This is a genomic window from Phenylobacterium sp., from assembly GCF_030697305.1.
Lineage (GTDB): Bacteria > Pseudomonadota > Alphaproteobacteria > Caulobacterales > Caulobacteraceae > Phenylobacterium.
This window is the reverse complement of the sequence record NZ_JAUYQL010000028.1, coordinates 1-22,899: the sequence shown is the minus strand read 5'-3', so window position 1 is coordinate 22,899 and position 22,899 is coordinate 1. Positions and strand designations below refer to the sequence as shown.

The following is a 22,899-nucleotide window of genomic DNA, read 5'->3' as shown; positions in this document are numbered from 1 at the left end:
CGCCTTCGCGCACGCCGGCGTCGTTGCGCACGATGACGCCGTCATGCTCGCCCTCGGCCGGCGGCAGGTAGCGCGCAAGGCGGCCGATCGACGGCAGGAAACCGCGATAGGGATCCTCCGCATAGATCCGGCTCTCGATCGCCCAGCCCTTGATCTTCAGGTCGGCCTGCGTGAACGCCAGTGGCTCGCCCGCCGCCGAGCGGATCATCTGCTCTACGAGGTCGACGCCGGTGATCAACTCGGTCACCGGATGCTCCACCTGCAGGCGGGTGTTCATCTCCAGGAAGAAGAAGCTCTTATCCTGGCCGGCGACGAATTCGACGGTGCCGGCGCTGTCGTAGCCGACGGCTTGGGCCAGTGCGACCGCCTGGGCGCCCATGGCGTTGCGGGTCGCCGCGTCGAGCAGCGGCGAGGGCGCCTCCTCGATGACCTTCTGGTTGCGCCGCTGGATCGAACACTCGCGCTCGAACAGGTGGACGACGTGGCCGTGCTTGTCGCCCATCACCTGGATCTCGATGTGGCGCGGGCTCTCAATGAACTTCTCGATGAAGATGCGGTCGTCGCCGAAGCTGGACTTGGCTTCGGCGCGCACGGCGGGGAAGCCCTCCTCCACGTCCTGGCGTTTCCAAGCGACGCGGATGCCCTTGCCGCCGCCGCCGGCCGACGCCTTGATCATCACCGGGTAGCCGATCTCCTCGGAAATCCTCACCGCGTGCGCGACGTCGTCGATCTCGCCCACGTGGCCCGGCACCACCGAGACGCCAGCCTCCACGGCGAACTTCTTCGAGGCGATCTTGTCGCCCATGGCGTCGATAGCGTGCGGATTGGGGCCGATAAAGACGATCCCCTCCTCGGCCAGGCGGCGCGCGAAGCCGGCGTTCTCCGACAGGAAGCCAAAACCGGGGTGGATCGCCTGGGCGCCGGTCTCGCGGCAAGCCGCGATGATCTTGTCGGCCACCAGATAGGACTGCGCCGCCGGCGCCGGGCCGATCAGGATCGCCTCGTCGGCCATCTCCACGGCCATCGAATCGGCGTCCGCCTCGGAATAGACGACCACCGTGGCGATACCCAAACGACGGCAGGTCTTGATGATGCGGACCGCGATCTCACCGCGGTTGGCGATGAGGATTTTCGAGAACAGAGAGCTCAAGGCGTGACGCGACCTTCCGCTAGCAGGCGATTGTGATGCAGGATCAGAAAAAGACGACCCATGGGCGCTTTCGATCCGGCGCGGAGGACCTTAAATTGAGCCCCATGAGCACGCCAGCGATCTCACCCCTCGGATTCGATCTCTCTGCACCTGACGCTGCGGAACGCAAGCGCCTGGAAGCGGACCTCACACGCGAAGAGGCCGAGGTGCTTTTGCACCACGGCACCGAGGCCCCGTTCTGCGGCGGCCTGCTAGATAACAAGGAGAACGGCGTCTACTGCTGCCGCGAATGCGGTTTGCCGCTATTCCGCGCCCACACCAAGTTCGAGAGCGGCACCGGCTGGCCCAGCTTCTTCGCGCCGATCGACGAGTCGCACGTGCTCGCTGTGCGCGACGTAAGCTACGGCATGGTACGTATCGAGACCCGCTGTGCGCGATGCGACAGCCACCAGGGCCACGTCTTTCCTGACGGCCCAAGGCCCTCGGGCCTGCGCTACTGCATCAACTCGATATCGCTGTCGTTCGTGATGGACGGAGCGCCCCTGCCCGATCCGCTCGAGCGCGGCGATAACGACGCCATGGCCCGCGCGCCAGCCTAGAGGTCTCGTCGGGCGACGGCTCGCGCCGCCCGACGATTCTCCGATCAGTGGTCGTGCTTGTGGTCCGTCGCCGGGGTTTCGCCGCGCGCCTGGGCGTCCAGCACGCTGTCGCCAAAGCCGCGACCGGGCGTGGTTAGAGGATTACCGCTCTCAAACGGCTTCGAAGACTGGAGCTGGCCGATGCGCAGGTTGTTCTGCACGTGGTCGACGCCTGAGACATGCTCGACGCTGCGCTCCGCGCGATGCTTCGCCTCACGGTCGGCGACGGTCCCGCTCAGCGTCACCTCGCCGTTTTCCACCGCCACGGTGATCTCGCTGGCGTCCAGCCAGGGATCGTCGGTTAACCGGTCGTGGATGTCGTCGCTGATCCGCGCGTCCGACCGGCGATAGCCCTTCGGCCCACGCCCGCGGTGGCTCATCGCCTGGTCGCGATCACCTTCCTGGCCGGCGCCGAACCACGAGGCGACATGGTCGGCCGCACGGTCGAAAAAGCCGCGGTGCCCGCCTTGGTCGGAGCGCTCGTGGCGTCCATCGCGCCGAGGGTCGAGACCCGTAGCGTATCCGCCGTAGTGGCGCTGGCTGCCGTGGCTGTCTGCGCGCAGGTCGTGGCCAAAACCGAACGAGGAGTGGCGGCCCGAACGATCACCCGAGGCAGGCACGCCATAGCCACCCTGGTCGGGGCCGTAATCGGTGCCGCCGCCAGACATGTAGCCGTCGCGGTACACCGGATCGCGCTGCGTCTCGTAGTAGCGGTCGGTCACCCGCTCGTTCGGCCGGCCATAGCGGCTCGCGCCATACCCTGCACTGGACGGGTCGCCGCGGCCGTAGTTGTCGGCGAAAGCGCCGGAGCCGTAGTCGCCATAGTCGGCACCCGTCGGCCAGCTGCGGTCTTCGCGATCCTGGCCGCGGAAATCGCCGGCTTCGTCGCGACGGCCAAAGCCCTCGGCGGCGCGGCGAGCATTGAGCTCGCGCCATTCATGTTCGCGCTCATCGCTCCATCTGTCGGCCATGATGGTCTCCCTTATTCTGCAACCAAATCCTGTGGTCACAACGGGAGGCGGCGTCGGATGTTCCGATTTCAGGGGCGCGGATTTGGCCTCGCTCTTCCCCTAGAGCGGGATGTTGTCGTGCTTCTTCGGCGGGTTGGTCAGCACCTTGCCGCGCAGGTTACGCAAGGCCCGGCCGATCCGGCGGCGGGTCTCGCTCGGCATGATCACGTCGTCGATGTAGCCGCGGCTGGCGGCGACGAATGGGTTGGCGAAGCGGGTCTTGTATTCGCCTTCGCGAGCGGTGATCGCATCGGCGTCGCCGATCTCGGCGCGGAAGATGATCTCTACCGCCCCTTTGGCGCCCATCACTGCGATCTCGGCCGTCGGCCAGGCGTAGTTGACGTCGCCGCGGATGTGCTTGGAACTCATGACGTCGTAGGCCCCGCCATAGGCCTTGCGGGTGATCAGCGTCACCTTTGGGACAGTGGCTTCGGCATAGGCGAACAACAGCTTCGCCCCGTGGCGGATCAGGCCGCCCTGTTCCTGGCGCGTGCCCGGCATGAAGCCCGGCACGTCGACGAACGTCACCAGCGGGATCTCGAAGGCGTCGCAGAAACGCACGAATCGCGCGGCTTTGCGTGAGGCGTCGATGTCGAGAACGCCGGCCAGCACCTGCGGCTGGTTGGCGACGATGCCCACCGGGCAGCCGTCCATGCGCGCGAAGCCACAGATGATGTTCTTGGCGAAATCGGCCGAAATCTCAAAGAAATCAGCCTCGTCGACCACCTTCGTGATCAACTCCTTCATGTCGTAGGGCTTGTTCGGATTGGCCGGGACCAAAGTGTCGAGCGAGGCCTCCACGCGCGACACGTCGTCGAAGCTCTTGCGAACTGGCGGCTTCTCCCGGTTCGACAGCGGCAAGAAGTCGATGAGCCGGCGCACCTGGGTGAGCGCCTCCAGGTCATTCTCGAACGCCCCGTCGGCGACGCCGGATTTGATGGCGTGGACGCGATATCCGCCCAATTCCTCGTGAGTGACCTCCTCGTGCGTCACCGTCTTCACCACATCGGGGCCGGTCACGTACATGTAGCTCGTGTCCTTCACCATGAAGATGAAGTCCATGATCGCCGGCGAATAGACGTCGCCGCCGGCGCAGGGGCCCATGATCACCGCGATCTGCGGGATCACGCCGGAGGCCAGAGTGTTCTCGAGGAAGATATCGGCGTATCCCGCCAGGCCGTCGACGCCTTCCTGGATGCGTGCGCCGCCGGCGTCGAACAGGCCGATCACTGGTGCGCCGACCTTCATCGCCTGGCGCTGCACCTTGACGATCTTCTGGGCGTGGGCGTTCGACAACGAGCCGCCGAACACCGTGAAATCCTTGGAGAAGATGAACACAACCCGGCCGTTGATCGTGCCCCAGCCGGTAACTACGCCGTCGCCGGCGACACGTTGATCGGCCATTCCGAAGTCGGTGCCGCGGTGTTCGACGAACATGTCGAACTCCTCGAAGGAGTCCTCGTCGAGCAGCAGGTCGATACGCTCACGCGCGGTCAGCTTGCCCTTGGAGTGCTGACTGGCGATGCGCCGTTCACCACCGCCCATGCGCGCCTCGGCCCGCCGGCGCTCAAGCTCGTCGAGAATTTCCTTCACGCCCCGGTGCTCCCGAATTTGTTCAACCCGGCCCATGGCCTAGTGGGCGCGCGGCCCCCTTGCAAGCGTCTGCCGAGGTGACCGCGCGGAACGCTGTCCTAGGCCAGCGCGGCCAGCCACCGCTCGAGCATCCGCGCCTCGGTGCGCAAGCGGGCTGTGCGCTCCGCCGCCTCGGCGTCGACACCCCACTGGTCTTCCTGCCAGGCCTCGTCCAGGCGCGAGGCGTCGAACGCCGCCTCAGCCCCCAGCCAGCCGTTCAGAGCCGCAAGGCCCAGCACGGCCGAGCCATAGAGCGCGGTCGAAAACGCCAGCGCCGCCAAATGGAAGTCGTCGAGCGCGAGGGCCAGGGCCTTCACCGCGTCCAGGGTGGCCTGAGGCTGGGCCTGATGCACGATGCCGCCGGCGCGCACGAAGGTCAGCCCAAGTTCGCGTTCGGCGCGGGCCAGGATGGGCTCCCAGGTCTCGACCTGGCGCCTCACCAATCCGGCCGGCGCCTCGGCGAAGTAGCAGACGAGGTCGGAAGCGGCGAAATGCGCCACCGACGCCGCCGTCACGTCGCGCGCCTGGGGCACCGCGTCGATGGCGGTGTTGGCGAGCCTGGTCGCATGCATAGAAACAAGGTCCAGGATCTCGCCCTGTCCGGACCATTCCTCGGCGATCTGTTCGGCCAGAGCGCGGGTGGGCAGGCTCAGCACCACGCCGCCCGGCGTGCGCACCGACCTGTTGTCTAGCTTCACCTGGAAGCCCGCGTCACCAGCCGCGACATCGACCTGCTTGTAGAACCGCTTCGGCTTGTCGCCGGGCTCACGAAAGCCGCGCTTGATCCCCGGTCCCTCGCTCACGAGCGCCTCCGGCCGGATGCGAACGGGTCGGCCTCGGCTTCATGCTCGTCAAAGCCGAACCGCTGGAAGCCGGCGCGCATCTCAGCGCTCAGCGGCGCCTCCAGCGTCAGGATCCCGCGCGACGGATGCGGCAGGGTCAGCCGACGTGCGTGGAGCTGCAGCTTCAGCCCCTCAGACAGCGCCGCAGAGGTCTCGTCGCCGTACTTCGGATCGCCCACGATCGGATGCCCCATGGCCTTCATGTGCGCCCGCAACTGATGTGTCCGCCCCGTGTGCGGCCGCAACGCCATCCAAGCCGCGCGCGGGCCGGCGCGGGCGATGGTGACGAAGTCGGTGCGCGCGGGCTCGCCGCGCGGATCCTTGGGCTCGGCCGGCGTCATCATCTCGCGATCGCCGATGCCCCGTTTGACCAGCGGCAGCTCGATAACCCCGTCGCCCGGCTTCGGAAAGCCCGCGACGATCGCCCAATAGGTCTTCTGCGCCTTGCGGTGCGCGAACGCCCCTGCGAGCTTCGCCGCCGCCGCCGGCGTCTTGCCGAGCACCAGCACGCCAGAGGTGTCGCGGTCCAGCCTGTGGACCAGCCGCGGCCGCTCCAGCCCCTCGCCCCAGGCGCTGAGCAGCCCGTCCACGTGGCGCAGGGTCTTGGTGCCGCCCTGCACGGCCAGGCCCGACGGCTTGTTCAGCGCCAGCACCTCGTCGTCCTCATAGAGCACCAGGGACTTGGCGAACGCCGCCTCGCGCGGGTCGATCACGCGGTCCTGCTGATCGTTCACGGGCGCATCTGGCAGGGGCGGCACGCGCACTACTGCGCCGGCGGCCAGACGCAGGTCGGCTTTGGCCCGCGACCCGTCCACCCGCACCTGGCCAGAGCGGAACAGCTTCTGTAGCTGTCCCTGGCTCAGATGCGGCCAACGCCTTCGGAACCAGCGGTCCAGGCGAACGCCGTCCTCGCCGTCCGGCACGGGGATGGTGCGCACCTCTCTCATGCGAGCAGCCTGCGCACCAGGATCATGCCGGCGAACAGGGCCGCGACCGCCGCGACTGTGGAGCCCAGCGCATAGATCCCCGCCGCCCCATACTGGCGCCGCTCCAGCATAAGGGCGACCTCCAACGAATAGGCGGAGAAGGTGGTGAAGCCGCCCAGCACGCCGACGCCCAGCAGCAGCCGCAGCCGCTCCTGGTCCGCGCCGCCACGCTGGGCCAGATAGCCGACCAGGGCGCCCATGAGCAGCCCGCCGATCACATTCACCGCCAGCGTGCCGTAAGGCCACCCGGACCCGAACCAGCGCAGTGTCTGCACGCCAACGCAGTAGCGCGCGATCGCACCCGCCGCGCCGCCGAAGCCCACCAGAAGCAAATTGCCCATCGCCCTCTTATGCGCCGACGCAGCGAGGCCGCAAGGCCGCTGTCTGACGCGGCGGCCTCAGACCCGCGCGCCCACCGAGCGACGGACTTCGCGGGCGTCGTAGATGTCGGCGCCGGCAGGTTTGGCGCCCTTGCCCATGAGCACTTCCAGCGTCTGGGATAGCGCCGGACCGCCGCCGAGGTTGAAGCTCGTGCCGACGCCGACGCCGAAACTCGAACTGTGCCCGAAGCTGCCGCCGCCGGTGCCGATCGACAGTCGCGGGCTGTTGTCGGGTCCCGCCTGGCGGATGAAGCGGTCCGACACCCGGAACCAGTCGTAGCCGTCGGCCAGCGCCAAGTCGGCGGCGCGCAGCAGCGCGAAGTCGGCCACCTGCTCCGGGGGTGCGCCGGAGCCGCCGCGGAAGGTGATCCGATAGCGGCCAGGCTCGATCCGATACTCCGAGAACCCGACGGCCTGCGGTCCCGCTGCCGGTTGGTACAAAGTCGGCGCGCTGGCGCAAGCGCCGAGCAGCAGGGTGGCGAGGACGAGGGGGACGATGCGCTTCATGGTGATGACTCCTCGCCGAAAGCCGTTGCGCTTCCAAAGGCTTGCACCTCAAACGACCGTCGCGACGCTGACGTTCCGTTCGACGCTTGTGACCTGCTGCAGCCCGAGCGCGCCGAGCAGTTCCGCCATGTCCTGCGGAAGCGGCGCCTCGACGCGCTTCTCGCCGCCGTCGGGATGCGGAAACACCAGCGCGGCCGCGTGCAGCATCAGCCTTGGAACGGCGTGCCCGCCCAGCACCAGCGCGCCGCCGTAGCGCGCGTCGCCGGCGATCGGGCGGCCGATCGACGCCAGGTGCACGCGCAGTTGGTGCATGCGTCCGGTGCGCGGCTTCAACTCCATGAGCGCCGCGGTCTCGTTTGCGGCCAGGGTGCGGTAGCCGGTGCTGGCGGCCTCCGCGTCGGCGTGGTCGGCGTCGCAGACGCGCATGTAGGCCTCGCGCCCCTGCATGTCGCGACGCAACGGCGCCTCTATGCGTCCCTGCGGCGGCTGTGGCGCGCCAGGCGCGACGATCGCCAGATAGGTCTTGGCGAGCCGCCTGCCCATCATCGCCTTGCCGAGGAACGCGGCCGCAGGCTTGGTCTTGGCGGTGAGGATCACGCCCGAGGTATCGCGGTCCAGGCGGTGGATCAGCCGGGGCCGGGATTTGCCGGGCCTGGCGAAGGCCCACAACATCTCGTCGAGCGTATGCACCTGGGCGCGCCCGCCCTGGCTGGAGAGGCCCGACGGCTTGTTCAGCGCCAACACGCTGGCGTCCTCATAGATCAGAAGGCTGCGGACCAGCGCCGTCTCCTCGGCTGTGAGGGTCAGCGGGATCTCATGCGCCTTGGCCTTAGGCGGGGTTCGCGGCCTCATCCGCCGCGCGCCTTGCGCAAGGCCGCCCAGCGCTCGAGTCGGTCCTTGATCCGCGCCTCGTTCCCCTCACCCTTGGGCTGGTAGAAGCTGCGGCGTCCCATCTCGTCGGGGAAGTAGTTCTGGCCTGAGAAGTTGTCCTCGGCATCGTGGTCGTAGGCGTAGCCCTTGCCGTAATCGAGATCCTTCATCAGCCGCGTCGGCGCGTTGAGGACGTGCTTGGGCGGCGCCAGTGAGCCAGTTTCCCGCGCCGCCTTCTGAGCCGCCTTGAAGGCGGTGTAGACGGCGTTGGACTTGGGCGCGGCGGCCAGGTGGATCACCACCTGGGCGAGCGCGATCTCGCCTTCCGGGCTGCCCAGGAAGTCGTAGGTCTCCTTGGCGGCGTTGGCGAGCACCAGGGACATGGGGTCGGCCTCGCCGATGTCCTCGGCCGCGGCGCGCACAAGCCTTCTGGCGATGAACAGCGGGTCCTCGCCACCCTGAAGCATGCGCGCCAGCCAGTAGAGCGCCGCGTCGGGATCGGAGCCGCGGATCGACTTATGCAGCGCCGAGATGACGTTGTAGTGCTCCTCGCGGTCCTTGTCATACGCGGGGCTGCGCTTCTGCAGCACCTGACTCATCTGCGCCACGCTCAGCGGCTTGGGCGGCGCGATGTTGAACAGCGTCTCGGCCAAGGTCAGCAGATAGCGGCCGTCGCCGTCGGCGAGATCAATCAGCGCGTTGCGGGCATCTGGATCCACTGGCATGGCCTTGCCTTCGAACGCCTCGGCCTTGGCCAGCAGGGTCTCCAGCGCCGCCTCATCCAGTCGCTTCAGCACATAAACCTGAGAGCGCGACAGCAGCGCTCCGTTCAGCTCGAAAGACGGGTTCTCGGTGGTCGCGCCGACGAGGGTGACGATCCCCTCCTCCACAAACGGCAGGAAGCCGTCCTGCTGGGCGCGGTTGAAGCGGTGGATCTCGTCGACGAACAGCAGGGTCGACTGGCCGGCGGCGCGGCGCATGCGGGCCGCCTCGAACGCCTTCTTCAGGTCGGCGACGCCCGTGAACACCGCGGAGAGCTGCTGGAACTCGTAACCCGCCGCCTTCGCCAGGAGGCGCGCGATGGTGGTCTTCCCGGTGCCGGGCGGGCCCCAAAGGATCATCGACGACAGCCGCCCGGCCGCCGCCATGCGTCCGATCGGCCCCTCGGGACCCAGCAAGTGGTCCTGGCCCACCACCTCGCCCAGGCTCTGCGGGCGCAGGCGGTCGGCCAGCGGCGACGGCGCGTGCGGGGTCAGGCCCGCGGCTTCGAACAGGTCGGCCATGGGCTGAACCTTAGCACAGGCGTCAGGTGCGGAAGGTGGCGCTGATCGCCTGGCCGCTGCGTTCGATGGTCACCTGCCACACCCGCGTCTGGGCGGTGGCTGCGGCCGCAAGCTGCGCCACGCTCTCGATGCGCTTGCCGTTGACCTCACGGATCAGGTCGCCGGGGCGCAAGCCGACGTTCACGGCGAGACCGCCCTGCACGCTCAGCACCAGCACGCCCGGGCCCAGGAACGGATCGACCCCCAGCGCCTCGGCGACGGCAGGCGACAGGTTGACGACGGTCGCGCCCTCGAAGGGGTTTCGGCCACTCAGCGTCCGTTCATCGCGCGCCGGTGTCGCCGGCGGCGCTTCGGCCCGCAGGCTCAGCGGCACGTCGGCCCCGCCCCGCCGCACCGTCAGGCGCACGCCGTCGCCTGGCCGATGGGCGCCGAGCGCGAAGTTCAGGCCGCCCGGATCGTACACCGGCTTGCCGTCGATCTGGCTGATCACGTCGCCCTGGCGCACGCCAGCGCGCGCCGCCGGACCGCCCGGCCAGACCTGCGCCACCAGCACGCCTTGCGGTAGGGCGAGGCCCAGGCTGCGGGCGATCTCGGCGGTGACCGCCTGGGTCCGCGCGCCCAGCCATGGCCGCACCACGGCCTGTCCGCCGCCGACCGCCGTCTCCACGACACGGCGCACCATGGTCGCCGGCACCGCAAAGCCGACGCCGCTGGACGTTCCCGACCGCGACAGGATGAAGCTGTTCACCCCGATCAGGTCGCCGTCCATGTCGACGAGCGCCCCGCCGGAGTTGCCCGGGTTGATCGCCGCGTCGGTCTGAATGTAGCTCGAGGCTGCGTCACCGCTGGGATCAGCCGAGCGGTTCAGCGCCGAGATGATGCCGTTGGTCACCGTCTGGCCGACGCCGAACGGATCGCCGATCGCCAGCACCAGATCACCCACCTGGGCGTCGCCGGTGTCGTCGATGGCCAGCACCGGCAACGCGCCGCCGGCGTCGATCTTCAGGATCGCCAGATCGGTGCGCGGATCCGCCAGCAGAATGCGCGCCGGGAACTCGCGCCGGTCGGCGAGCGCCACGGTGATCTCCTGGCCGCCTTCGACCACGTGGTTGTTGGTGACGATCACGCCGTCGGCGCGGACGATCACGCCGGAGCCCAGCGAGCCCTCCACCCGTTCACGCGGCGCGCCGCGGCCAAACATCTCCCAGAAGGGATCGGCCTGCTGGCGCACCAGCCGCTTGGACGAGATGTTGACGACGGCGGGCGCAGCCTTGGCGACGACCGGAGCGAACGACTGCTTCATGCCGAGCGCGCTGGTGGGCACGGCGCGCGCAGGCGCGGCAAGTGGCGGCGCAGGCTGGGCCGTGCTGCGGGCGGTCGGGTCGGAACAGGCGGCCAGCAGGACGAAGGCCGGGACCATGTGTCGAAAGCGCATGCGCAGTTTCCTACCAGGGACGGTGCGGCTTGTCAGGCAAGCGGAGCGGCCGCTGGCGGCTTCGTCGCGGCCGCCAGCAACAGCGCCGTCACCATCAACCCTGCAGCTACGTAGAACGGCGCGCCGACCGGCGCCCACGCTCGCCAGCCGCCGATCGCGCGGGCGAACACCTCGGTGAACAGGATCGGCCCGAGAAGGTTGCCGATCGACATCACGCCCATGTTGGCCCCCTGCAGCCGCCCCTGCTCCTGGGCAGAGACGCTGCGGCTCATCAGCCCCTGCATGCTCGGCCCCACCAGCCCCATGAACGCGAACAGCGGAATGCCCAGGAGGAAGAGCATGGTTGTGGGCGCCGCGGCGTAGGCCGTGAATCCCAAGGCGGCCATCAACAACCCTGCGGCTAGCGCCACCCGCTCGCCGAACCGCGCTACGAAACGGCGTACGACCAGGCCCTGAACCGTGATGCTGCCCAAACCCACAAGCGCCAGGCTCAGGCCTACCATCTGCGCCGACCAGCCGTAGCGATAGTCGACGTAGGGTACGAAGGTGCTCTGCAGCACCTGGTGGGCCAGGCTGTAGAGAAGCATGATCGCGGCTAGCAGCAGCAGGCCCCGCCGCTCGCGGTAAAGCACGAACGAGCCGATCGGATTGGCCATCCTGAAGCTGAACTTGGCCCGCGCGCTGCGCGGCAGCGACTCCGGCAGCACGAAGACGCCATAGAGGGCGTTGGCGAGCGACAGGCCGGCCGCGACCCAGAACGGCAGCCTGGGATCGAGACCGCCCAGCAGTCCGCCGATCGCCGGCCCCAGGATGAAGCCCAGCCCGAAGGCGACGCTGAGCAGGCCGAAGCGTGCGGCGCGCTGATCAGGCGGGGTGATGTCGGCGATGTAGGCGTTGGCCGTGCCGAAGGTCGCTGCGGTGACCCCCGACAGCACTCGCCCCAGGAACAGCCACGCCAGCGTCGGCGCCAGCGCCATCACCACGTAGTCCAGGCCCAGCCCCAGCATCGATAGCAGCAACACCGGGCGTCGACCGAAGCGGTCGGACAGCGCGCCCAGCACGGGTGAGGCGAAGAATTGCATCAGCGCCCACACCGCGCCGAACCAGCCGATGTAGCGGGCCGCCTGTCCTGCGTTTCCGCCGGTGAGTTCGAGGATCAGCCGTGGCAGCACCGGGATGACGACGCCCAGCGCCATCACGTCCAGCAGCACCGCGGCAAAAATGAAGCCCAAAGCCGCGGGGCGGCCATGGACCGGCCGCTCAGATGCGGAGTCAGACGTATCGGTCATCGCGTTCCTCGCGCGGGCCGCGCGGAGTCTAGATCCAACCTGTGATCTTCAGTCCGGTGGCGGCTTCCGCCTCCTCGCGCGTTACGGTCCGCACGGTCTGGGCGATGCTCCAGATATGGCCTTCCGGGTCGCGGCACGAATAGGTCTCGTCGCCGTAGAACTGATAGGTCGGCTCAGTGAGGATCTCTGCGCCCGAGGCCTTGGCCCGGGCGAAATGGGCTTGGATGTCGGTCTCGATGTGCACGTGCACCGTCTGGGTGCACTTGCCGTTCGTCGAGCGCGGGCTTTGGTGCGCCTCGCTCCATTCTCCGCCCAGCATCACCGCGCCGGACCCGAAACCCATCTCTGCGTGGACAACCGCGCCGGAGGCGTCCTCCAGCAGCATCGATAATTGGAAGTCGAAGGCGCGCTGCAGCCAGGCGATCGCCGCCCTCGGGTCCTGGTAGAAGAGCGCCGAGATGAGATCGGGGCGGGCCATGACGGGCGTCCTTTTTTCGATCGCCGGCGTCGCGGTCCGGCTCACTCGATCCTGCGAACAGTTCCGCCGCTTGGCAACGCCGAGCAGCGCAAGAAAAAGCCCCGGAACCTGAAGCTCCGGGGCTTTGAAATCTCTATGGGCGAGCGCCGCGCCTATTCGTCGGCGAAGCCGGCGTTCTGCAGCGGACCGGAGTCCTTACCCTTTTCGGCCGGGTCGCGATCGACGAACTCGATCACCGCCATCGCCGCGTTGTCGCCGTAGCGGTAGCCGGCCTTCAGCACGCGGATGTAGCCGCCGCGGCGGTCCTTGTAGCGAGGACCCAGGGTGGCGAACAGCTTGCCGACCTGCTCGACGTCGCGAACTTGAGCGATCGCCTGACGGCGCGCATGCAGATCGCCGCGCTTGGCCAGGGTCACCAGCTTCTCGACGACAGGACGCAGTTCCTTGGCCTTGGGCAAGGTGGTCACGATCTGCTCGTGCTTGATCAGGCTCGCCGCCATGTTGGCGAAGAGGGCTGTACGGTGGGCGCTGGTGCGGCCCAATTTGCGTCGCGCGTAACCGTGGCGCATGGCGGTCTCACTTTCCTGTCGGCCGGGGCGTCTCTCGACGCGCCGGAAAATCTATGCGGCGTCCCTTACCAGGCGCGCCGCAGGCTTATCACATCTGGTCTTCGAACTTCTTAGCCAGCTCTTCGATATTTTCCGGCGGCCAGTTGGGCACGTCCATGCCCAGATGGAGCGCCATGCCGGCCAGCACTTCCTTGATCTCGTTCAGCGATTTGCGACCGAAGTTCGGGGTGCGGAGCATCTCCGCCTCGGTCTTCTGGATCAGGTCGCCGATGTAGACGATGTTGTCGTTCTTCAGGCAGTTGGCCGAACGCACCGACAGCTCCAGCTCGTCGACCTTCTTGAGCAGCGCCGGGTTGAACGGCAGCTCGGGCTTGGCCTCGCCTTCGACCTTCTTCATCGGCTCTTCGAAGGTGATGAAGATCTGTAGCTGGTCCTGAAGGATGCGGGCCGCAAACGCCACGGCGTCCACTGGCGAGACCGCGCCATTGGTCTCCACTTCCATGATCAGCTTGTCGTAGTCGAGGCTCTGGCCCTGGCGGGTCGGCTCGACGCGATAGGCGACGCGCTTGACCGGCGAGTAGAGAGCATCGACGGCGATCAGGCCGATCGGGGCGTCTTCCGGACGGTTCAGTTCGGCGGGGACATAGCCCTTGCCGGTCTGCACGGTGAATTCCATGCGCACCTGCGCACCCTCGTCGAGGGTGCAGAGGATGTGGTCGCCGTTGAGAATCTCGATGTCGGCGGGCGCTTCGATCTGGCTGGCGGTCACCGGCCCCGGGCCGTTGGCCCGCAGGGTCATGCGCTTGGGGCCCTCGGCGTGCATGCGCACAGCGAGTTGCTTGATGTTCAGCACGATGTCGACGACGTCTTCACGCACGCCTTCCAGCGACGAGAATTCGTGGACCACGCCGTCGATCTGCACCGCGGTCACCGCCGCACCTTGCAGCGACGACAGGAGAACCCGGCGCAGGCTGTTGCCCAACGTCACGCCAAAGCCGCGCTCGAGCGGCTCGGCCACCAGACGCGCCTTACGGTTGGCGTCGGCGCCGCTCTCGATCAGCGGCTTCTCGGGACGGATGAGCTCGTTCCAATTTCGTTCGATCACGGAATAGATGTCCCTCGAAACGCAGTTTCGCCAGCCGCGGGAGCGGCCGGCGCTTAAGAGGCGCGGGTACTGATGTACTCAGACTCGCCGGCGCTTGGGCGGCCGGCAGCCGTTGTGCGGAATAGGCGTCACATCGCGGATGGTGGTGATCGTCATCCCCACCGACTGCAGCGCGCGCAGCGCGGATTCACGACCTGAGCCCGGGCCCGAGACACTGACTTCCAGTGTCCGCACGCCGTGCTCGGCGGCTTTGCGGCCGGCGTCCTCGGCCGCCATCTGGGCGGCGTAAGGGGTCGACTTGCGGGAACCCTTGAACCCCATCATGCCGGCGGAGGACCAGGAGATGGTGTTTCCCTGGGCGTCGGTGATGGTGATCATGGTGTTGTTGAACGAGGCGTTCACGTGCGCCACGCCCGAGGTGATGTTCTTGCGCTCACGCCGCTTGACGCGCGCCGGTTCCTTGGCCATCGGCTGGGGACTCTCTTACTTCTTCTTGCCGGCGATCGGCTTGGCCGGACCCTTGCGGGTGCGGGCGTTGGTGTGGGTGCGCTGTCCGCGGACAGGCAGGCCGCGGCGATGACGCAAGCCGCGATAGCAGGCCAGGTCCATCAGGCGCTTGATGTTGACCGCGGTCTCGCGACGCAGGTCACCCTCGACGGTGTAGTCGCGGTCGATCGCTTCGCGGATCTGCAGGACTTCGGCGTCGGTGAGCTGATTGACGCGGCGCGCTTCCTCGATGCCGACCTTGTCGACGATCTCGCGCGCCTTCGCCTGGCCGATGCCATGGATGTACTGTAGCGCGATGATCACGCGCTTGTTCGTGGGAATGTTGACGCCTGCGATGCGGGCCACTTGGTAAACTCCTGGTCACGCAGAGATGCGCGAACGCCGCCCCGACTTACACCCGAAGGCATAGAGGCCGGCACGTCCTTCGCGCCCTTTCGCGGAAGCGACCCGTTATAGGGATCGTTGCATTTCCGTCAATGGTCGACGGCGCGAAAAATAGGTTCAGCCCTTGTGGTCTTCAAGGGCGTTATCGATGGCTTCGGCGACCACTTCGATGGAGCCCATTCCGTCGACTTCCACAAGCTTCCCCTGCCCCGTGTAATACGGCAGCAGCGGCGCGGTCTGACTGTTGTAGGCCGCGAGCCTGACCTTGAAGCTCTCGGGATTGTCGTCGGCACGGCCCGATTCAGCGAATCGCCCCGCCACTCGCTGCACCAACGCCGTGTCGTCCACCTTCAAACGGACCACGAGGTCGATCTTGGCGCCGCGTCCGGCCAGCATGGCGTCCAGCGCCTCAGCCTGGGCCACGGTGCGAGGGAATCCGTCGAAGATCGCGCCGCCAGCGGACTCGGCCTTGGGCAGACGCTCTTCGATCAGAGCGATGACGATCTCATCGGAGACCAGCTCGCCGCGTTGCATGACGCCCTCGACCCGCTTGCCGAGCGCGCTCTGCGAGGCCACGGCCTCGCGCAGCATGTCGCCGGTGGAAAGCTGGACCATGCCGCGGCCATCCACGAGGCGCTTGGCCTGGGTGCCTTTGCCGGCGGCCGGCGGCCCGAACAGAATCAGGTTCATGGGTTGAGCCCCCTCCTCCCCATCAGCCGGCCGCTCGCGCGTCCGGCGCGACCGCTTAGCGCCGAGCGCCTCGCAGCTTCGATTTCTTGATCAGCCCTTCGTACTGGTGGGCCAAGAGATGTGACTGGATCTGGGTCACCGTGTCCATGGTGACGCTGACCACGATCAGCAGCGACGTGCCGCCCAGATAGAACGGCGCGTGGTAGAAGCCGATCAGCGCCTCAGGCAACAGACAGACCAGGGTCACGTAGGCCGCGCCGATAACGGTCAACCGGCTGAGTACGAAATCCAGATACTCAGCGGTGCGTTTCCCTGGTCGGATGCCAGGCAGGAAGCCGCCGTACTTGCGGAGGTTCTCCGCGGTGTCCTCGGGATTGAACACGACCGAGGTGTAGAAGAAGCAGAAGAACACGATCAGTGCGCCGTACAGGACCATGAACAGCGGCTGGCCATGCTGCAGGTGCCCAACAGCGCCAGGCAGCCACTGCGCCCAGGCCGGAAGGTCGGCGGTCGCCAGGAAGCCCATCACCGTGGCAGGCAGCAGCAGCAGCGACGACGCGAAGATCGGCGGGATGACGCCGGCGGTGTTCAGCTTCAATGGCAGGAACGAGGTGTCGCCGCCAAACATCCGGTTACCCTGCTGGCGCTTGGGATATTGCACCAGCAGCCGACGCTGCGAGCGCTCCATGAACACGATGGCGAACACGACGGCGATCGCGATCGCGCAGATCAGCACCAGGCCCATGGTCGACAGTGCGCCCGTGCGGGTCATCGAGAACATCTGCCAGACGCTACGCGGCAGCACCGCGACGATGCCGGCGAAGATGATCAGGGAGATGCCGTTGCCGATGCCGCGGCTGGTGATCTGCTCGCCCATCCACATCAGGAACATCGCGCCGCCCGTGAGGCTGACGACCGTGGAGATCACGAAGAACATGCCCGGCGTGTGCACCAGGCCCGGACTCGCCGACAGGCCCATGGCGATGCCGAACGACTGGAAGATGGCCAGAACCACGGTCAGGTAGCGGGTGTACTGGTTGAGCGTCTTGCGCCCCGCCTCCCCGCCTTCCTTGCGCAGCTTTTCCCAGGGTGGATAGATCGTGCCGAGCAGTTGCACGATGATCGAGGCCGAGATGTACGGTCCGACGTTCAACGAGAAGATGGCCATGCGCGAGACCGCGCCGCCCGAGAACATGTTGAACATGCCCAGGATGCCGCTGGCCTGGCCCGAGAAGGCGGCTGCGAAAGCCTGAGGATCGATGCCCGGAATGGGGATGAAGGTCCCCAGCCGATAGACGATCATCGCGATCAGGGTGAACCAGATACGCTTGTGAAGCTCCGTGGCCTTGCTGAAGGCCTGGAGATTCATATTGGCTGCGAGCTGTTCGGCGGCCGAAGCCATTCACCAATCCCCTAAACCGTGGTCCCGATCACATAGGACGCCCGGGCCCGCAACGCGAGCCGGCGTCTTCAAGCGTGATCAGGCCTCGGGGCTCGCCTGCGGGCGCGTCAAGGTCAGCTTGCCGCCGGCCTTCTCCACCGCGGCCTGGGCCGAGGCGGTGGCATGATAGACGGTGATCTCGATCTTGCTGGTGAGTTCACCCTTGCCGAGCAGCTTGACGCCGTCCAGCTCGCGACGCAGCACGCCGGCCGCGACCAGCGCCTTGCCGTCGATCGGGTTCTTGATGTCGAGCTTGCCGGCGGCGACGGCCTGCTCGATGCGCCACAGGTTGACCTCGGCGAATTCCTTGGCGTTCGGCTTGTTGAAGCCGCGCTTGGGCATGCGCATGTGCAGCGGCATCTGGCCGCCTTCGAAGCCGGCGATGGCGACGCCGGAGCGCGCCTTCTGGCCCTTCACGCCGCGACCGGCGGTCTTGCCCTTGCCCGAGCCTGGGCCACGACCGACGCGCATGCGCGCCTTGACGGAGCCTTCACGGGGCGAAAGTTCGTTGAGTTTGGTCATGAGCGCCTCTCCTTGGAGATCGATCGCCGGGATCCTTCCCGACTCGGCTTGAATGGGGTCGAGCGCCCGCTCCAGGCGGACACTCGGGTGGAGCGGTGGCCTAGTCGACCACTTCCAGCAGGTGGCGGACCTTGGCGATCATGCCACGCACCGAGGGCGTGTCTTCCAGCGTGGAGACACGGCCAATACGGTTCAGGCCCAGACCCTGCAGGGTCTGGCGCTGATCCTTGGTCCGGCGGATCGGGCTGCCGGTCTGACGAACTTTGATCTGAGCCATGTGGCTTATCCTTCAGCGTCCGAGGCGGCGACGGCCGAGGCGCCGTCGGCGCGGCGGCCGATCACGTCGCTGACCTTCTTGCCGCGCTTGCCGGCGATCTGACGCGGCGAAGATTGAACCTTCAGCGCTTCGAACGTGGCACGCACCATGTTGTAGGGATTGGACGAACCGACCGACTTGCCCACCACGTCCTGGACGCCAAGGGTTTCCAGCACAGCGCGCATCGGGCCGCCGGCGATGACGCCGGTGCCGGGAGGCGCCGAGCGAACCATCACCTTGCCTGCGCCCCAGCGGCCTGCGCCGTCGTGGTGCAGGGTGCGGCTTTCGCGCAGCGGCACGCGGATCATCGACTTCTTGGCTTCTTCGGTGGCCTTGCGGATGGCTTCCGGCACTTCGCGCGCCTTGCCGTGTCCAAAGCCCACGCGGCCCTTCTGGTCGCCGACGACCATGAGAGCGGCGAAGCTGAAGCGGCGGCCGCCCTTCACAGTGGCGGCGACGCGGTTGATGTGGACGAGCTTCTCGACGATGTCGCTGTCGCGCTCTTCTTCGCGACCACGTCCGCCGCCGCGCTCTTCATTCCTGCGAGCCATCAGCTTTTCCTTAGAAATTCAGGCCGGCTTCGCGCGCGGCGTCCGCCAGGGCTTTGACCCGGCCGTGATAGATGTAGCCGCCGCGGTCGAACACCACGTCCTTGACGCCCTTTTCGATGGCCCGCTGGGCCACCAGCGCGCCAACGCGGGCCGCAGCGTCCTTGTCCGCGCCCTTGTCGTCGCCTTCCAGCGAAGAGGCGGCCGCGAGCGTCACGCCGCGTTCGTCGTCGATGATCTGGGCGTAGATGTTCTTGGACGAGCGGAACACCGACAGCCGCGGCCGGCCGTTCGCCAGCTTGCGAAGGCGGAGGCGGGTGCGCTGCTTGCGCCGTTGGGAATTGTCGCGAGGAGTCGCCATGACCTACTTCTTCTTGCCTTCTTTGCGACGGACCTGCTCGCCGGCGTAACGCACGCCCTTGCCCTTATAGGGCTCCGGCGGACGGATGCGGCGGATGCGTGCGGCGGTCTCGCCAACCTGTTGCTTGTCGATCCCGCTGATCTTGATTTCGGTCTGCTTGGGAACGGCGAAGCTGATGCCGGGCGGCGGCGGAATGTCCACGTCGTGGCTGAAGCCCAGCTGCATCGACAGAGCCTGGCCCTTCATGGCGGCGCGATAGCCGACGCCGACCAGCTCGAGCGTCTGCTCGAAGCCGGTGGTGACGCCGGTGACCATGTTGTTCACCAGGCTGCGCGACAGGCCCCACATCGAGCGGGCGCGCGCGGTGTCGGAGCGAACCGACAGCTTCAGCTCGCCGCCCTCTTGGACGATCTCGACTTCCTCGGCCAGCGTCCAGGCGAGTTGGCCCTTGGGCCCCTTCACTGTGACCGTCTGGCCCTCGAGGGTGACCGTGACCCCAGCGGGGACGGCGATCACATTCTTTCCGATGCGCGACATATCAATAGACCCGGCAGAGCACTTCGCCGCCGACATTGGCGTCGCGTGCGGCGTTGTCCGACATGACGCCACGGGGCGTCGACAGGATCGAGATCCCGAGGCCGTTCTTGATCGGCTTCAGGTCCTTGATCGAGGAGTAGACGCGACGGCCGGGCTTGGAGACCCGGGCGATCTCGGCGATCACCGGCTGGCCGTCGAAGTACTTCAGCTCGATCTCGAATTCCGGGAACGCGCCGGGCTTTTCCACCAGGTGGTAGCCGCGGATGTAACCTTCCTCGGCGAGCACGTCGAGGACGCGCGCACGCATCTTCGAAGCGGGCGTGCTCACCTTGGCGCGGCCACGGGTGGCGGCGTTCTTGATGCGGGCGATCAGGTCGCCGATGGGGTCGTTCACCATTGGGGGACCCTCCTTACCAGCTCGACTTGACCAGGCCGGGGATATGCCCGGCCGAGCCCAGATCGCGCAGTGAGATACGGCTCATCTTCAGCTTGCGGTAGTAGGCCCGCGGACGGCCGGTGATCTCGCAGCGGTTGCGGATCCGCACCGCCGAGGAGTTACGCGGCAGCTCCGCCAGCTTCAGGCGCGCATCGAAGCGTTCCTCCAGCGGCAGGCTCTCGTCCACGGCGATCGCCTTCAGCGTTTCGCGCTTATCGGCGAACTGCTTAACGAGCCGCTTCACGCGGTTATTGCGGTTGACGGCGCTCTTCTTGGCCATTTGCTTTCCCTCTCCCGCCGCTTACGCGTTGAACGGGAACTGGAATTCCTTGAGAAGCGCGCGCGCTTCGTCGTCGGTCTTCGCAGTCGTGCAGACGATGATGTCCATGCCCCAGATCTGATCGATCTGGTCGTAATTGATCTCGGGGAACACCAGGTGCTCCTTCAGGCCCATGGCGTAGTTGCCACGGCCGTCGAACGAGGTCGGCTTCAAGCCCCGGAAGTCCTTCACCCGCGGCAGCGCGATGGTGATCAGACGGTCCAGGAACTCGTACATGCGATCCTTGCGAAGGGTCACCTTCGCGCCGATCACCATGTCCTCCCGCAGCTTGAAAGCGGCGACCGAGAGCCGGGCGCGCGTCGGCTGGGGCTTTTGCCCCGCGATCAGCGCCAGGTCGTGCATGGCCGAGGCGGCCTTCTTGCTGTCAGCAACCGCCTCGCCGATCCCCATGTTCAGGACGATCTTGTCCAGCTTGGGGACTTGCATCTCGTTGGTGTAGCCGAACTGTTCCTTCATCGTGGCGCGAATCTGCTCACGATAAATGGACTTCATCCGCGGCTCGTAAGCTTCCTCAGCCATTGATCACCTCGCCGGTCGTCTTGGCGAAACGCACCTTCTTGCCGGACTCTTCGCGGAAACCGACGCGGGTCGGCTTTCCCTTGGAGTCGACAATGGCGACGTTCGACACGTGAAGCGGCGCTTCCTTGTTCTTGATCCCGCCCTGGGGATCGGCCTGAGTGGGGCGCGTGTGGCGCTGAACGATGTTCAGCCCCTCGACCACGAGCCGCTCTTCCTTGGGCGCAACGCGCAGCACCGTGCCGGTGCGGCCCTTGTCGCGTCCCGCGAGGACCACGACGCGGTCCCCCTTCTTGATCTTTGCAGCCATCACAGCACCTCGGGGGCGAGCGAAATGATCTTCATGTGGTTCTTGGCGCGCAGTTCGCGGGGAACCGGGCCGAAGATCCGCGTGCCGATCGGCTCGCTTTGCTTGTTGACGATCACCGCGGCGTTCTTGTCGAAGCGGATGACCGAACCGTCCTTGCGCTTGATCGCCGAAGAGGTGCGCACCACGATCGCCTGCAGCACGTCGCCCTTCTTGACGCGGCCGCGGGGGATGGCCTCCTTGACGGAGACCACGATCTTGTCGCCGACGCCGGCGTAACGCCGCTTGGCGCCGCCGAGCACCTTGATGCACATGACCCGGCGCGCACCGGAGTTGTCCGCGACGTCCAGGTTAGTTTGCATCTGAATCATGGCTCAGATCCCTTACGCTTGCGCGGAAGCGGCGCCCTTAGGCAGCACTTCCCAGGTTTTGAGCTTCGACTTAGGAGCACACTCGATGATCCGCGCGATTTCGCCGGCCTTGTAGGCGTTGGCTTCATCGTGGGCGTGATAACGCTTCGACCGGCGCACGGTCTTCTTCAGCACGGGGTGCAGGAAGGTCCGCTCGACCTTCACCACCACGGTCTTGTCGCCCTTGTCGGAGACGACCACGCCTTCCAGAACTCTCTTCGGCATTTCGTCGGGTCCTCTAGGCCGTGGCCTGCTTGGCCCGCAGCGTCGTCTTGATGCGCGCGATGTCCTTGCGCACTTCATCCACGCGGTGGGTCTTTTCGACTTGGCCGGTCGCCCGTTGGAAGCGCAGGTTGAACTGCTCCTTCTTCAGGTTCAGCAGAGTCTCGGCCAGCTGGTCGGGCGTCATGCCCCGGATTTCGTCGATCTTCATTACGCATGCTCCACGAGAGCATCGATCCGCGTCACGATGCGGGTCTTCACCGGCAACTTGGCCGCGCCCAGGCGCAGCGCCTCGCGGGCCACGTCGTCGGCGACGCCGTCGATCTCGAACATGATGCGGCCAGGCGCGACGCGGGCGGCCCAGTACTCGACCGAACCCTTGCCCTTGCCCATCCGCACTTCGGCCGGCTTGTCGCTGACCGGCACGTCCGGGAAGATGCGGATCCACACCCTGCCCTGGCGCTTCATCTGGCGGGTGATCGCGCGGCGGGCCGCCTCGATCTGACGCGCAGTGATGCGTTCCGGCTCGATGGACTTCAGGCCATAGGAGCCGAAGTTCAGCGTGAAGCCGCCCTTGGCGTTGCCGTGGATACGGCCCTTGAACTGCTTACGGTACTTGGTTTTCTTCGGAGACAGCATGACTTGAGCCCTTAAGCCGCCTGATCGCGCCGGTCGCGGCGCGGGCCGCGATCAGGACGATCGCCGGAGCGGTCACGACCGCCGCCTTCGCCGGCGGGGCCGGATTCACTGGCCAGCCGCTTGTCGAGCGCCATCGGGTCGTGGTCGAGGACCTCGCCCTTGAACACCCAAACCTTCACGCCGATGATCCCGTAGGTCGTCTTGGCTTCGGTGAAGCCGTAGTCGACGTCGGCGCGCAGGGTGTGCAGCGGCACGCGGCCTTCACGATACCACTCCATCCGCGCGATTTCCGCGCCGCCCAGACGCCCGGAGACGTTGATCCGGACGCCCTTGGCGCCCAGGCGCATGGCGCTCTGCATCGAACGCTTCATCGCCCGGCGGAAGGCCACGCGGCGTTCCAGCTGTTGGGCGATATTCTCGGCGATCAGCTGAGCGTCGGTCTCGGGCTTGCGGATCTCGACGATGTTCAGGTGAACCTCGCCCTCGGTCAGAGCCGACAGGTCCTTGCGGAGCTTGTCGATGTCCGCGCCCTTCTTGCCGATGATCACG

Annotated in this window: 33 protein-coding genes; 1 reads left to right on the top strand and 32 read right to left on the bottom strand. The window is 66.9% G+C overall.

Translation table 11 applies throughout. The annotated features are described in order from the left end of the window. Positions 1 to 1,141, bottom strand: a 1,141-nt coding sequence (locus Q8R27_RS03210) for an acetyl/propionyl/methylcrotonyl-CoA carboxylase subunit alpha (protein WP_305697651.1), incomplete at its 3' end; no start/stop codon positions are given. Positions 1,142 to 1,254: 113 nt separating this feature from the next. On the opposite strand from Q8R27_RS03210, the gene msrB reads away from it, so the two are divergent. Beyond that, positions 1,255 to 1,749: a peptide-methionine (R)-S-oxide reductase MsrB gene (gene msrB, locus Q8R27_RS03205; RefSeq protein WP_305697650.1), complete on the top strand. Its 495-nt coding sequence runs from the start codon at positions 1,255 to 1,257 to the stop codon at positions 1,747 to 1,749. A 44-nt stretch (positions 1,750 to 1,793) separates the two neighbouring features. Here the strand turns inward: msrB and Q8R27_RS03200 are convergent, their stop codons facing one another. The 31 genes from Q8R27_RS03200 to rpsC form a co-directional block, all read right to left on the bottom strand. Then, positions 1,794 to 2,759, bottom strand: a complete 966-nt coding sequence (locus Q8R27_RS03200) for a BON domain-containing protein (protein ID WP_305697649.1) — start codon at positions 2,757 to 2,759, stop codon at positions 1,794 to 1,796. 99 nt (positions 2,760 to 2,858) lie between these two features. Continuing rightward, positions 2,859 to 4,391 (bottom strand): acyl-CoA carboxylase subunit beta, encoded by a 1,533-nt coding sequence (locus tag Q8R27_RS03195; protein ID WP_305697648.1) that lies wholly within the window; start codon positions 4,389 to 4,391, stop codon positions 2,859 to 2,861. 98 nt (positions 4,392 to 4,489) lie between these two features. Continuing rightward, entirely contained in the window at positions 4,490 to 5,233 is a 744-nt protein-coding gene (locus Q8R27_RS03190; protein ID WP_305697647.1) for an ATP12 family chaperone protein, read from the bottom strand. After that, positions 5,230 to 6,219: an RluA family pseudouridine synthase gene (locus Q8R27_RS03185; protein WP_305697646.1), complete on the bottom strand. Its 990-nt coding sequence runs from the start codon at positions 6,217 to 6,219 to the stop codon at positions 5,230 to 5,232. Before Q8R27_RS03185 ends, Q8R27_RS03190 begins: the two co-directional genes overlap by 4 nt. Next, positions 6,216 to 6,599 (bottom strand): fluoride efflux transporter CrcB, encoded by a 384-nt coding sequence (crcB, locus tag Q8R27_RS03180; RefSeq protein WP_305697645.1) that lies wholly within the window; start codon positions 6,597 to 6,599, stop codon positions 6,216 to 6,218. The genes Q8R27_RS03185 and crcB overlap by 4 nt, the downstream gene beginning before the upstream one ends. 57 nt (positions 6,600 to 6,656) lie before the next feature. After that, positions 6,657 to 7,145 (bottom strand): hypothetical protein, encoded by a 489-nt coding sequence (locus Q8R27_RS03175; RefSeq protein ID WP_305697644.1) that lies wholly within the window; start codon positions 7,143 to 7,145, stop codon positions 6,657 to 6,659. A gap of 48 nt (positions 7,146 to 7,193) precedes the next feature. Beyond that, positions 7,194 to 7,997, bottom strand: a complete 804-nt coding sequence (locus Q8R27_RS03170) for an RluA family pseudouridine synthase (RefSeq protein WP_305697643.1) — start codon at positions 7,995 to 7,997, stop codon at positions 7,194 to 7,196. Continuing rightward, on the bottom strand, positions 7,994 to 9,298 hold the full coding sequence (locus Q8R27_RS03165; RefSeq protein ID WP_305697642.1) for a replication-associated recombination protein A: 1,305 nt from the start codon (positions 9,296 to 9,298) through the stop codon (positions 7,994 to 7,996). The genes Q8R27_RS03170 and Q8R27_RS03165 overlap by 4 nt, the downstream gene beginning before the upstream one ends. A 22-nt stretch (positions 9,299 to 9,320) precedes the next feature. After that, positions 9,321 to 10,733 (bottom strand): Do family serine endopeptidase, encoded by a 1,413-nt coding sequence (locus Q8R27_RS03160; RefSeq protein WP_305697641.1) that lies wholly within the window; start codon positions 10,731 to 10,733, stop codon positions 9,321 to 9,323. A gap of 32 nt (positions 10,734 to 10,765) precedes the next feature. Next, positions 10,766 to 12,022 (bottom strand): TCR/Tet family MFS transporter, encoded by a 1,257-nt coding sequence (locus tag Q8R27_RS03155; RefSeq protein WP_305697640.1) that lies wholly within the window; start codon positions 12,020 to 12,022, stop codon positions 10,766 to 10,768. Between the two features lie 28 nt (positions 12,023 to 12,050). Continuing rightward, positions 12,051 to 12,500: a VOC family protein gene (locus Q8R27_RS03150; RefSeq protein ID WP_305697639.1), complete on the bottom strand. Its 450-nt coding sequence runs from the start codon at positions 12,498 to 12,500 to the stop codon at positions 12,051 to 12,053. 152 nt (positions 12,501 to 12,652) lie between these two features. Continuing rightward, positions 12,653 to 13,069, bottom strand: a complete 417-nt coding sequence (gene rplQ / locus Q8R27_RS03145) for a 50S ribosomal protein L17 (protein ID WP_305596016.1) — start codon at positions 13,067 to 13,069, stop codon at positions 12,653 to 12,655. A gap of 88 nt (positions 13,070 to 13,157) precedes the next feature. Beyond that, positions 13,158 to 14,174: a DNA-directed RNA polymerase subunit alpha gene (locus Q8R27_RS03140; RefSeq protein WP_305697638.1), complete on the bottom strand. Its 1,017-nt coding sequence runs from the start codon at positions 14,172 to 14,174 to the stop codon at positions 13,158 to 13,160. 78 nt (positions 14,175 to 14,252) lie between these two features. After that, entirely contained in the window at positions 14,253 to 14,642 is a 390-nt protein-coding gene (gene rpsK, locus Q8R27_RS03135; RefSeq protein ID WP_305596012.1) for a 30S ribosomal protein S11, read from the bottom strand. A 15-nt stretch (positions 14,643 to 14,657) separates the two neighbouring features. Continuing rightward, positions 14,658 to 15,026 carry a 30S ribosomal protein S13 gene (gene rpsM, locus Q8R27_RS03130; protein WP_305596010.1) on the bottom strand — a complete coding sequence of 123 codons (369 nt, stop codon included), beginning with the start codon at positions 15,024 to 15,026 and terminating at the stop codon, positions 14,658 to 14,660. 156 nt (positions 15,027 to 15,182) lie between these two features. Next, positions 15,183 to 15,755 carry an adenylate kinase gene (locus Q8R27_RS03125; RefSeq protein ID WP_305697637.1) on the bottom strand — a complete coding sequence of 191 codons (573 nt, stop codon included), beginning with the start codon at positions 15,753 to 15,755 and terminating at the stop codon, positions 15,183 to 15,185. Between the two features lie 55 nt (positions 15,756 to 15,810). Continuing rightward, positions 15,811 to 17,157, bottom strand: a complete 1,347-nt coding sequence (gene secY, locus Q8R27_RS03120) for a preprotein translocase subunit SecY (RefSeq protein ID WP_305697636.1) — start codon at positions 17,155 to 17,157, stop codon at positions 15,811 to 15,813. Between the two features lie 78 nt (positions 17,158 to 17,235). Then, entirely contained in the window at positions 17,236 to 17,718 is a 483-nt protein-coding gene (gene rplO, locus Q8R27_RS03115; protein ID WP_305697635.1) for a 50S ribosomal protein L15, read from the bottom strand. A gap of 100 nt (positions 17,719 to 17,818) precedes the next feature. Next, positions 17,819 to 17,995 carry a 50S ribosomal protein L30 gene (rpmD, locus tag Q8R27_RS03110; RefSeq protein WP_305697634.1) on the bottom strand — a complete coding sequence of 59 codons (177 nt, stop codon included), beginning with the start codon at positions 17,993 to 17,995 and terminating at the stop codon, positions 17,819 to 17,821. Between the two features lie 5 nt (positions 17,996 to 18,000). Next, positions 18,001 to 18,585 (bottom strand): 30S ribosomal protein S5, encoded by a 585-nt coding sequence (gene rpsE / locus Q8R27_RS03105; RefSeq protein ID WP_305697633.1) that lies wholly within the window; start codon positions 18,583 to 18,585, stop codon positions 18,001 to 18,003. 10 nt (positions 18,586 to 18,595) lie between these two features. Then, on the bottom strand, positions 18,596 to 18,943 hold the full coding sequence (gene rplR / locus Q8R27_RS03100; protein WP_305697632.1) for a 50S ribosomal protein L18: 348 nt from the start codon (positions 18,941 to 18,943) through the stop codon (positions 18,596 to 18,598). A gap of 3 nt (positions 18,944 to 18,946) precedes the next feature. Beyond that, a complete protein-coding gene (rplF, locus tag Q8R27_RS03095; protein WP_305595997.1) occupies positions 18,947 to 19,480 on the bottom strand; it encodes a 50S ribosomal protein L6 in 534 nt (177 codons plus the stop codon). A gap of 1 nt (position 19,481) precedes the next feature. After that, the gene (rpsH, locus tag Q8R27_RS03090; protein WP_305595995.1) at positions 19,482 to 19,877 is read right to left on the bottom strand and encodes a 30S ribosomal protein S8; all 396 of its coding nucleotides are present in this window, start codon (positions 19,875 to 19,877) and stop codon (positions 19,482 to 19,484) included. A 13-nt stretch (positions 19,878 to 19,890) separates the two neighbouring features. Then, positions 19,891 to 20,196 (bottom strand): 30S ribosomal protein S14, encoded by a 306-nt coding sequence (gene rpsN, locus Q8R27_RS03085; RefSeq protein ID WP_305697631.1) that lies wholly within the window; start codon positions 20,194 to 20,196, stop codon positions 19,891 to 19,893. A 21-nt stretch (positions 20,197 to 20,217) separates the two neighbouring features. Then, the gene (rplE, locus tag Q8R27_RS03080) at positions 20,218 to 20,775 is read right to left on the bottom strand and encodes a 50S ribosomal protein L5 (RefSeq protein WP_305697630.1); all 558 of its coding nucleotides are present in this window, start codon (positions 20,773 to 20,775) and stop codon (positions 20,218 to 20,220) included. Further along, positions 20,768 to 21,082, bottom strand: a complete 315-nt coding sequence (gene rplX, locus Q8R27_RS03075; RefSeq protein WP_305697629.1) for a 50S ribosomal protein L24 — start codon at positions 21,080 to 21,082, stop codon at positions 20,768 to 20,770. Before rplX ends, rplE begins: the two co-directional genes overlap by 8 nt. Beyond that, positions 21,082 to 21,450: a 50S ribosomal protein L14 gene (rplN, locus tag Q8R27_RS03070; RefSeq protein ID WP_293353406.1), complete on the bottom strand. Its 369-nt coding sequence runs from the start codon at positions 21,448 to 21,450 to the stop codon at positions 21,082 to 21,084. Before rplN ends, rplX begins: the two co-directional genes overlap by 1 nt. Before the next feature lie 12 nt (positions 21,451 to 21,462). Further along, complete coding sequence (rpsQ, locus tag Q8R27_RS03065) at positions 21,463 to 21,714, bottom strand: 30S ribosomal protein S17 (protein ID WP_305697628.1); 252 nt, start codon at positions 21,712 to 21,714, stop codon at positions 21,463 to 21,465. A gap of 13 nt (positions 21,715 to 21,727) precedes the next feature. Then, positions 21,728 to 21,922, bottom strand: a complete 195-nt coding sequence (rpmC, locus tag Q8R27_RS03060) for a 50S ribosomal protein L29 (protein ID WP_305596190.1) — start codon at positions 21,920 to 21,922, stop codon at positions 21,728 to 21,730. Next, positions 21,922 to 22,350 (bottom strand): 50S ribosomal protein L16, encoded by a 429-nt coding sequence (rplP, locus tag Q8R27_RS03055; RefSeq protein WP_305596188.1) that lies wholly within the window; start codon positions 22,348 to 22,350, stop codon positions 21,922 to 21,924. The genes rpmC and rplP overlap by 1 nt, the downstream gene beginning before the upstream one ends. Positions 22,351 to 22,361: 11 nt before the next feature. Next, on the bottom strand, positions 22,362 to 22,899 hold a 538-nt coding region (rpsC, locus tag Q8R27_RS03050), incomplete at its 5' end, for a 30S ribosomal protein S3 (RefSeq protein WP_305697627.1).

What these genes read in the sequence shown, in the direction of transcription:
- msrB (WP_305697650.1), top strand. Translation starts at nt 1,255, where the DNA reads ATGAGCACGCCAGCGATCTCACCCCTCGGATTCGATCTCTCTGCACCT.
- Q8R27_RS03200 (WP_305697649.1), bottom strand. Translation starts at nt 2,759, where the DNA reads ATGGCCGACAGATGGAGCGATGAGCGCGAACATGAATGGCGCGAGCTC.
- Q8R27_RS03185 (WP_305697646.1), bottom strand. Translation starts at nt 6,219, where the DNA reads ATGAGAGAGGTGCGCACCATCCCCGTGCCGGACGGCGAGGACGGCGTT.
- crcB (WP_305697645.1), bottom strand. Translation starts at nt 6,599, where the DNA reads ATGGGCAATTTGCTTCTGGTGGGCTTCGGCGGCGCGGCGGGTGCGATC.
- Q8R27_RS03175 (WP_305697644.1), bottom strand. Translation starts at nt 7,145, where the DNA reads ATGAAGCGCATCGTCCCCCTCGTCCTCGCCACCCTGCTGCTCGGCGCT.
- Q8R27_RS03170 (WP_305697643.1), bottom strand. Translation starts at nt 7,997, where the DNA reads ATGAGGCCGCGAACCCCGCCTAAGGCCAAGGCGCATGAGATCCCGCTG.
- Q8R27_RS03165 (WP_305697642.1), bottom strand. Translation starts at nt 9,298, where the DNA reads ATGGCCGACCTGTTCGAAGCCGCGGGCCTGACCCCGCACGCGCCGTCG.
- Q8R27_RS03160 (WP_305697641.1), bottom strand. Translation starts at nt 10,733, where the DNA reads ATGCGCTTTCGACACATGGTCCCGGCCTTCGTCCTGCTGGCCGCCTGT.
- Q8R27_RS03155 (WP_305697640.1), bottom strand. Translation starts at nt 12,022, where the DNA reads ATGACCGATACGTCTGACTCCGCATCTGAGCGGCCGGTCCATGGCCGC.
- Q8R27_RS03150 (WP_305697639.1), bottom strand. Translation starts at nt 12,500, where the DNA reads ATGGCCCGCCCCGATCTCATCTCGGCGCTCTTCTACCAGGACCCGAGG.
- rplQ (WP_305596016.1), bottom strand. Translation starts at nt 13,069, where the DNA reads ATGCGCCACGGTTACGCGCGACGCAAATTGGGCCGCACCAGCGCCCAC.
- rpsK (WP_305596012.1), bottom strand. Translation starts at nt 14,642, where the DNA reads ATGGCCAAGGAACCGGCGCGCGTCAAGCGGCGTGAGCGCAAGAACATC.
- Q8R27_RS03125 (WP_305697637.1), bottom strand. Translation starts at nt 15,755, where the DNA reads ATGAACCTGATTCTGTTCGGGCCGCCGGCCGCCGGCAAAGGCACCCAG.
- secY (WP_305697636.1), bottom strand. Translation starts at nt 17,157, where the DNA reads ATGGCTTCGGCCGCCGAACAGCTCGCAGCCAATATGAATCTCCAGGCC.
- rplO (WP_305697635.1), bottom strand. Translation starts at nt 17,718, where the DNA reads ATGACCAAACTCAACGAACTTTCGCCCCGTGAAGGCTCCGTCAAGGCG.
- rpmD (WP_305697634.1), bottom strand. Translation starts at nt 17,995, where the DNA reads ATGGCTCAGATCAAAGTTCGTCAGACCGGCAGCCCGATCCGCCGGACC.
- rpsE (WP_305697633.1), bottom strand. Translation starts at nt 18,585, where the DNA reads ATGGCTCGCAGGAATGAAGAGCGCGGCGGCGGACGTGGTCGCGAAGAA.
- rplR (WP_305697632.1), bottom strand. Translation starts at nt 18,943, where the DNA reads ATGGCGACTCCTCGCGACAATTCCCAACGGCGCAAGCAGCGCACCCGC.
- rplF (WP_305595997.1), bottom strand. Translation starts at nt 19,480, where the DNA reads ATGTCGCGCATCGGAAAGAATGTGATCGCCGTCCCCGCTGGGGTCACG.
- rpsH (WP_305595995.1), bottom strand. Translation starts at nt 19,877, where the DNA reads ATGGTGAACGACCCCATCGGCGACCTGATCGCCCGCATCAAGAACGCC.
- rpsN (WP_305697631.1), bottom strand. Translation starts at nt 20,196, where the DNA reads ATGGCCAAGAAGAGCGCCGTCAACCGCAATAACCGCGTGAAGCGGCTC.
- rplE (WP_305697630.1), bottom strand. Translation starts at nt 20,775, where the DNA reads ATGGCTGAGGAAGCTTACGAGCCGCGGATGAAGTCCATTTATCGTGAG.
- rplX (WP_305697629.1), bottom strand. Translation starts at nt 21,082, where the DNA reads ATGGCTGCAAAGATCAAGAAGGGGGACCGCGTCGTGGTCCTCGCGGGA.
- rplN (WP_293353406.1), bottom strand. Translation starts at nt 21,450, where the DNA reads ATGATTCAGATGCAAACTAACCTGGACGTCGCGGACAACTCCGGTGCG.
- rpsQ (WP_305697628.1), bottom strand. Translation starts at nt 21,714, where the DNA reads ATGCCGAAGAGAGTTCTGGAAGGCGTGGTCGTCTCCGACAAGGGCGAC.
- rpmC (WP_305596190.1), bottom strand. Translation starts at nt 21,922, where the DNA reads ATGAAGATCGACGAAATCCGGGGCATGACGCCCGACCAGCTGGCCGAG.
- rplP (WP_305596188.1), bottom strand. Translation starts at nt 22,350, where the DNA reads ATGCTGTCTCCGAAGAAAACCAAGTACCGTAAGCAGTTCAAGGGCCGT.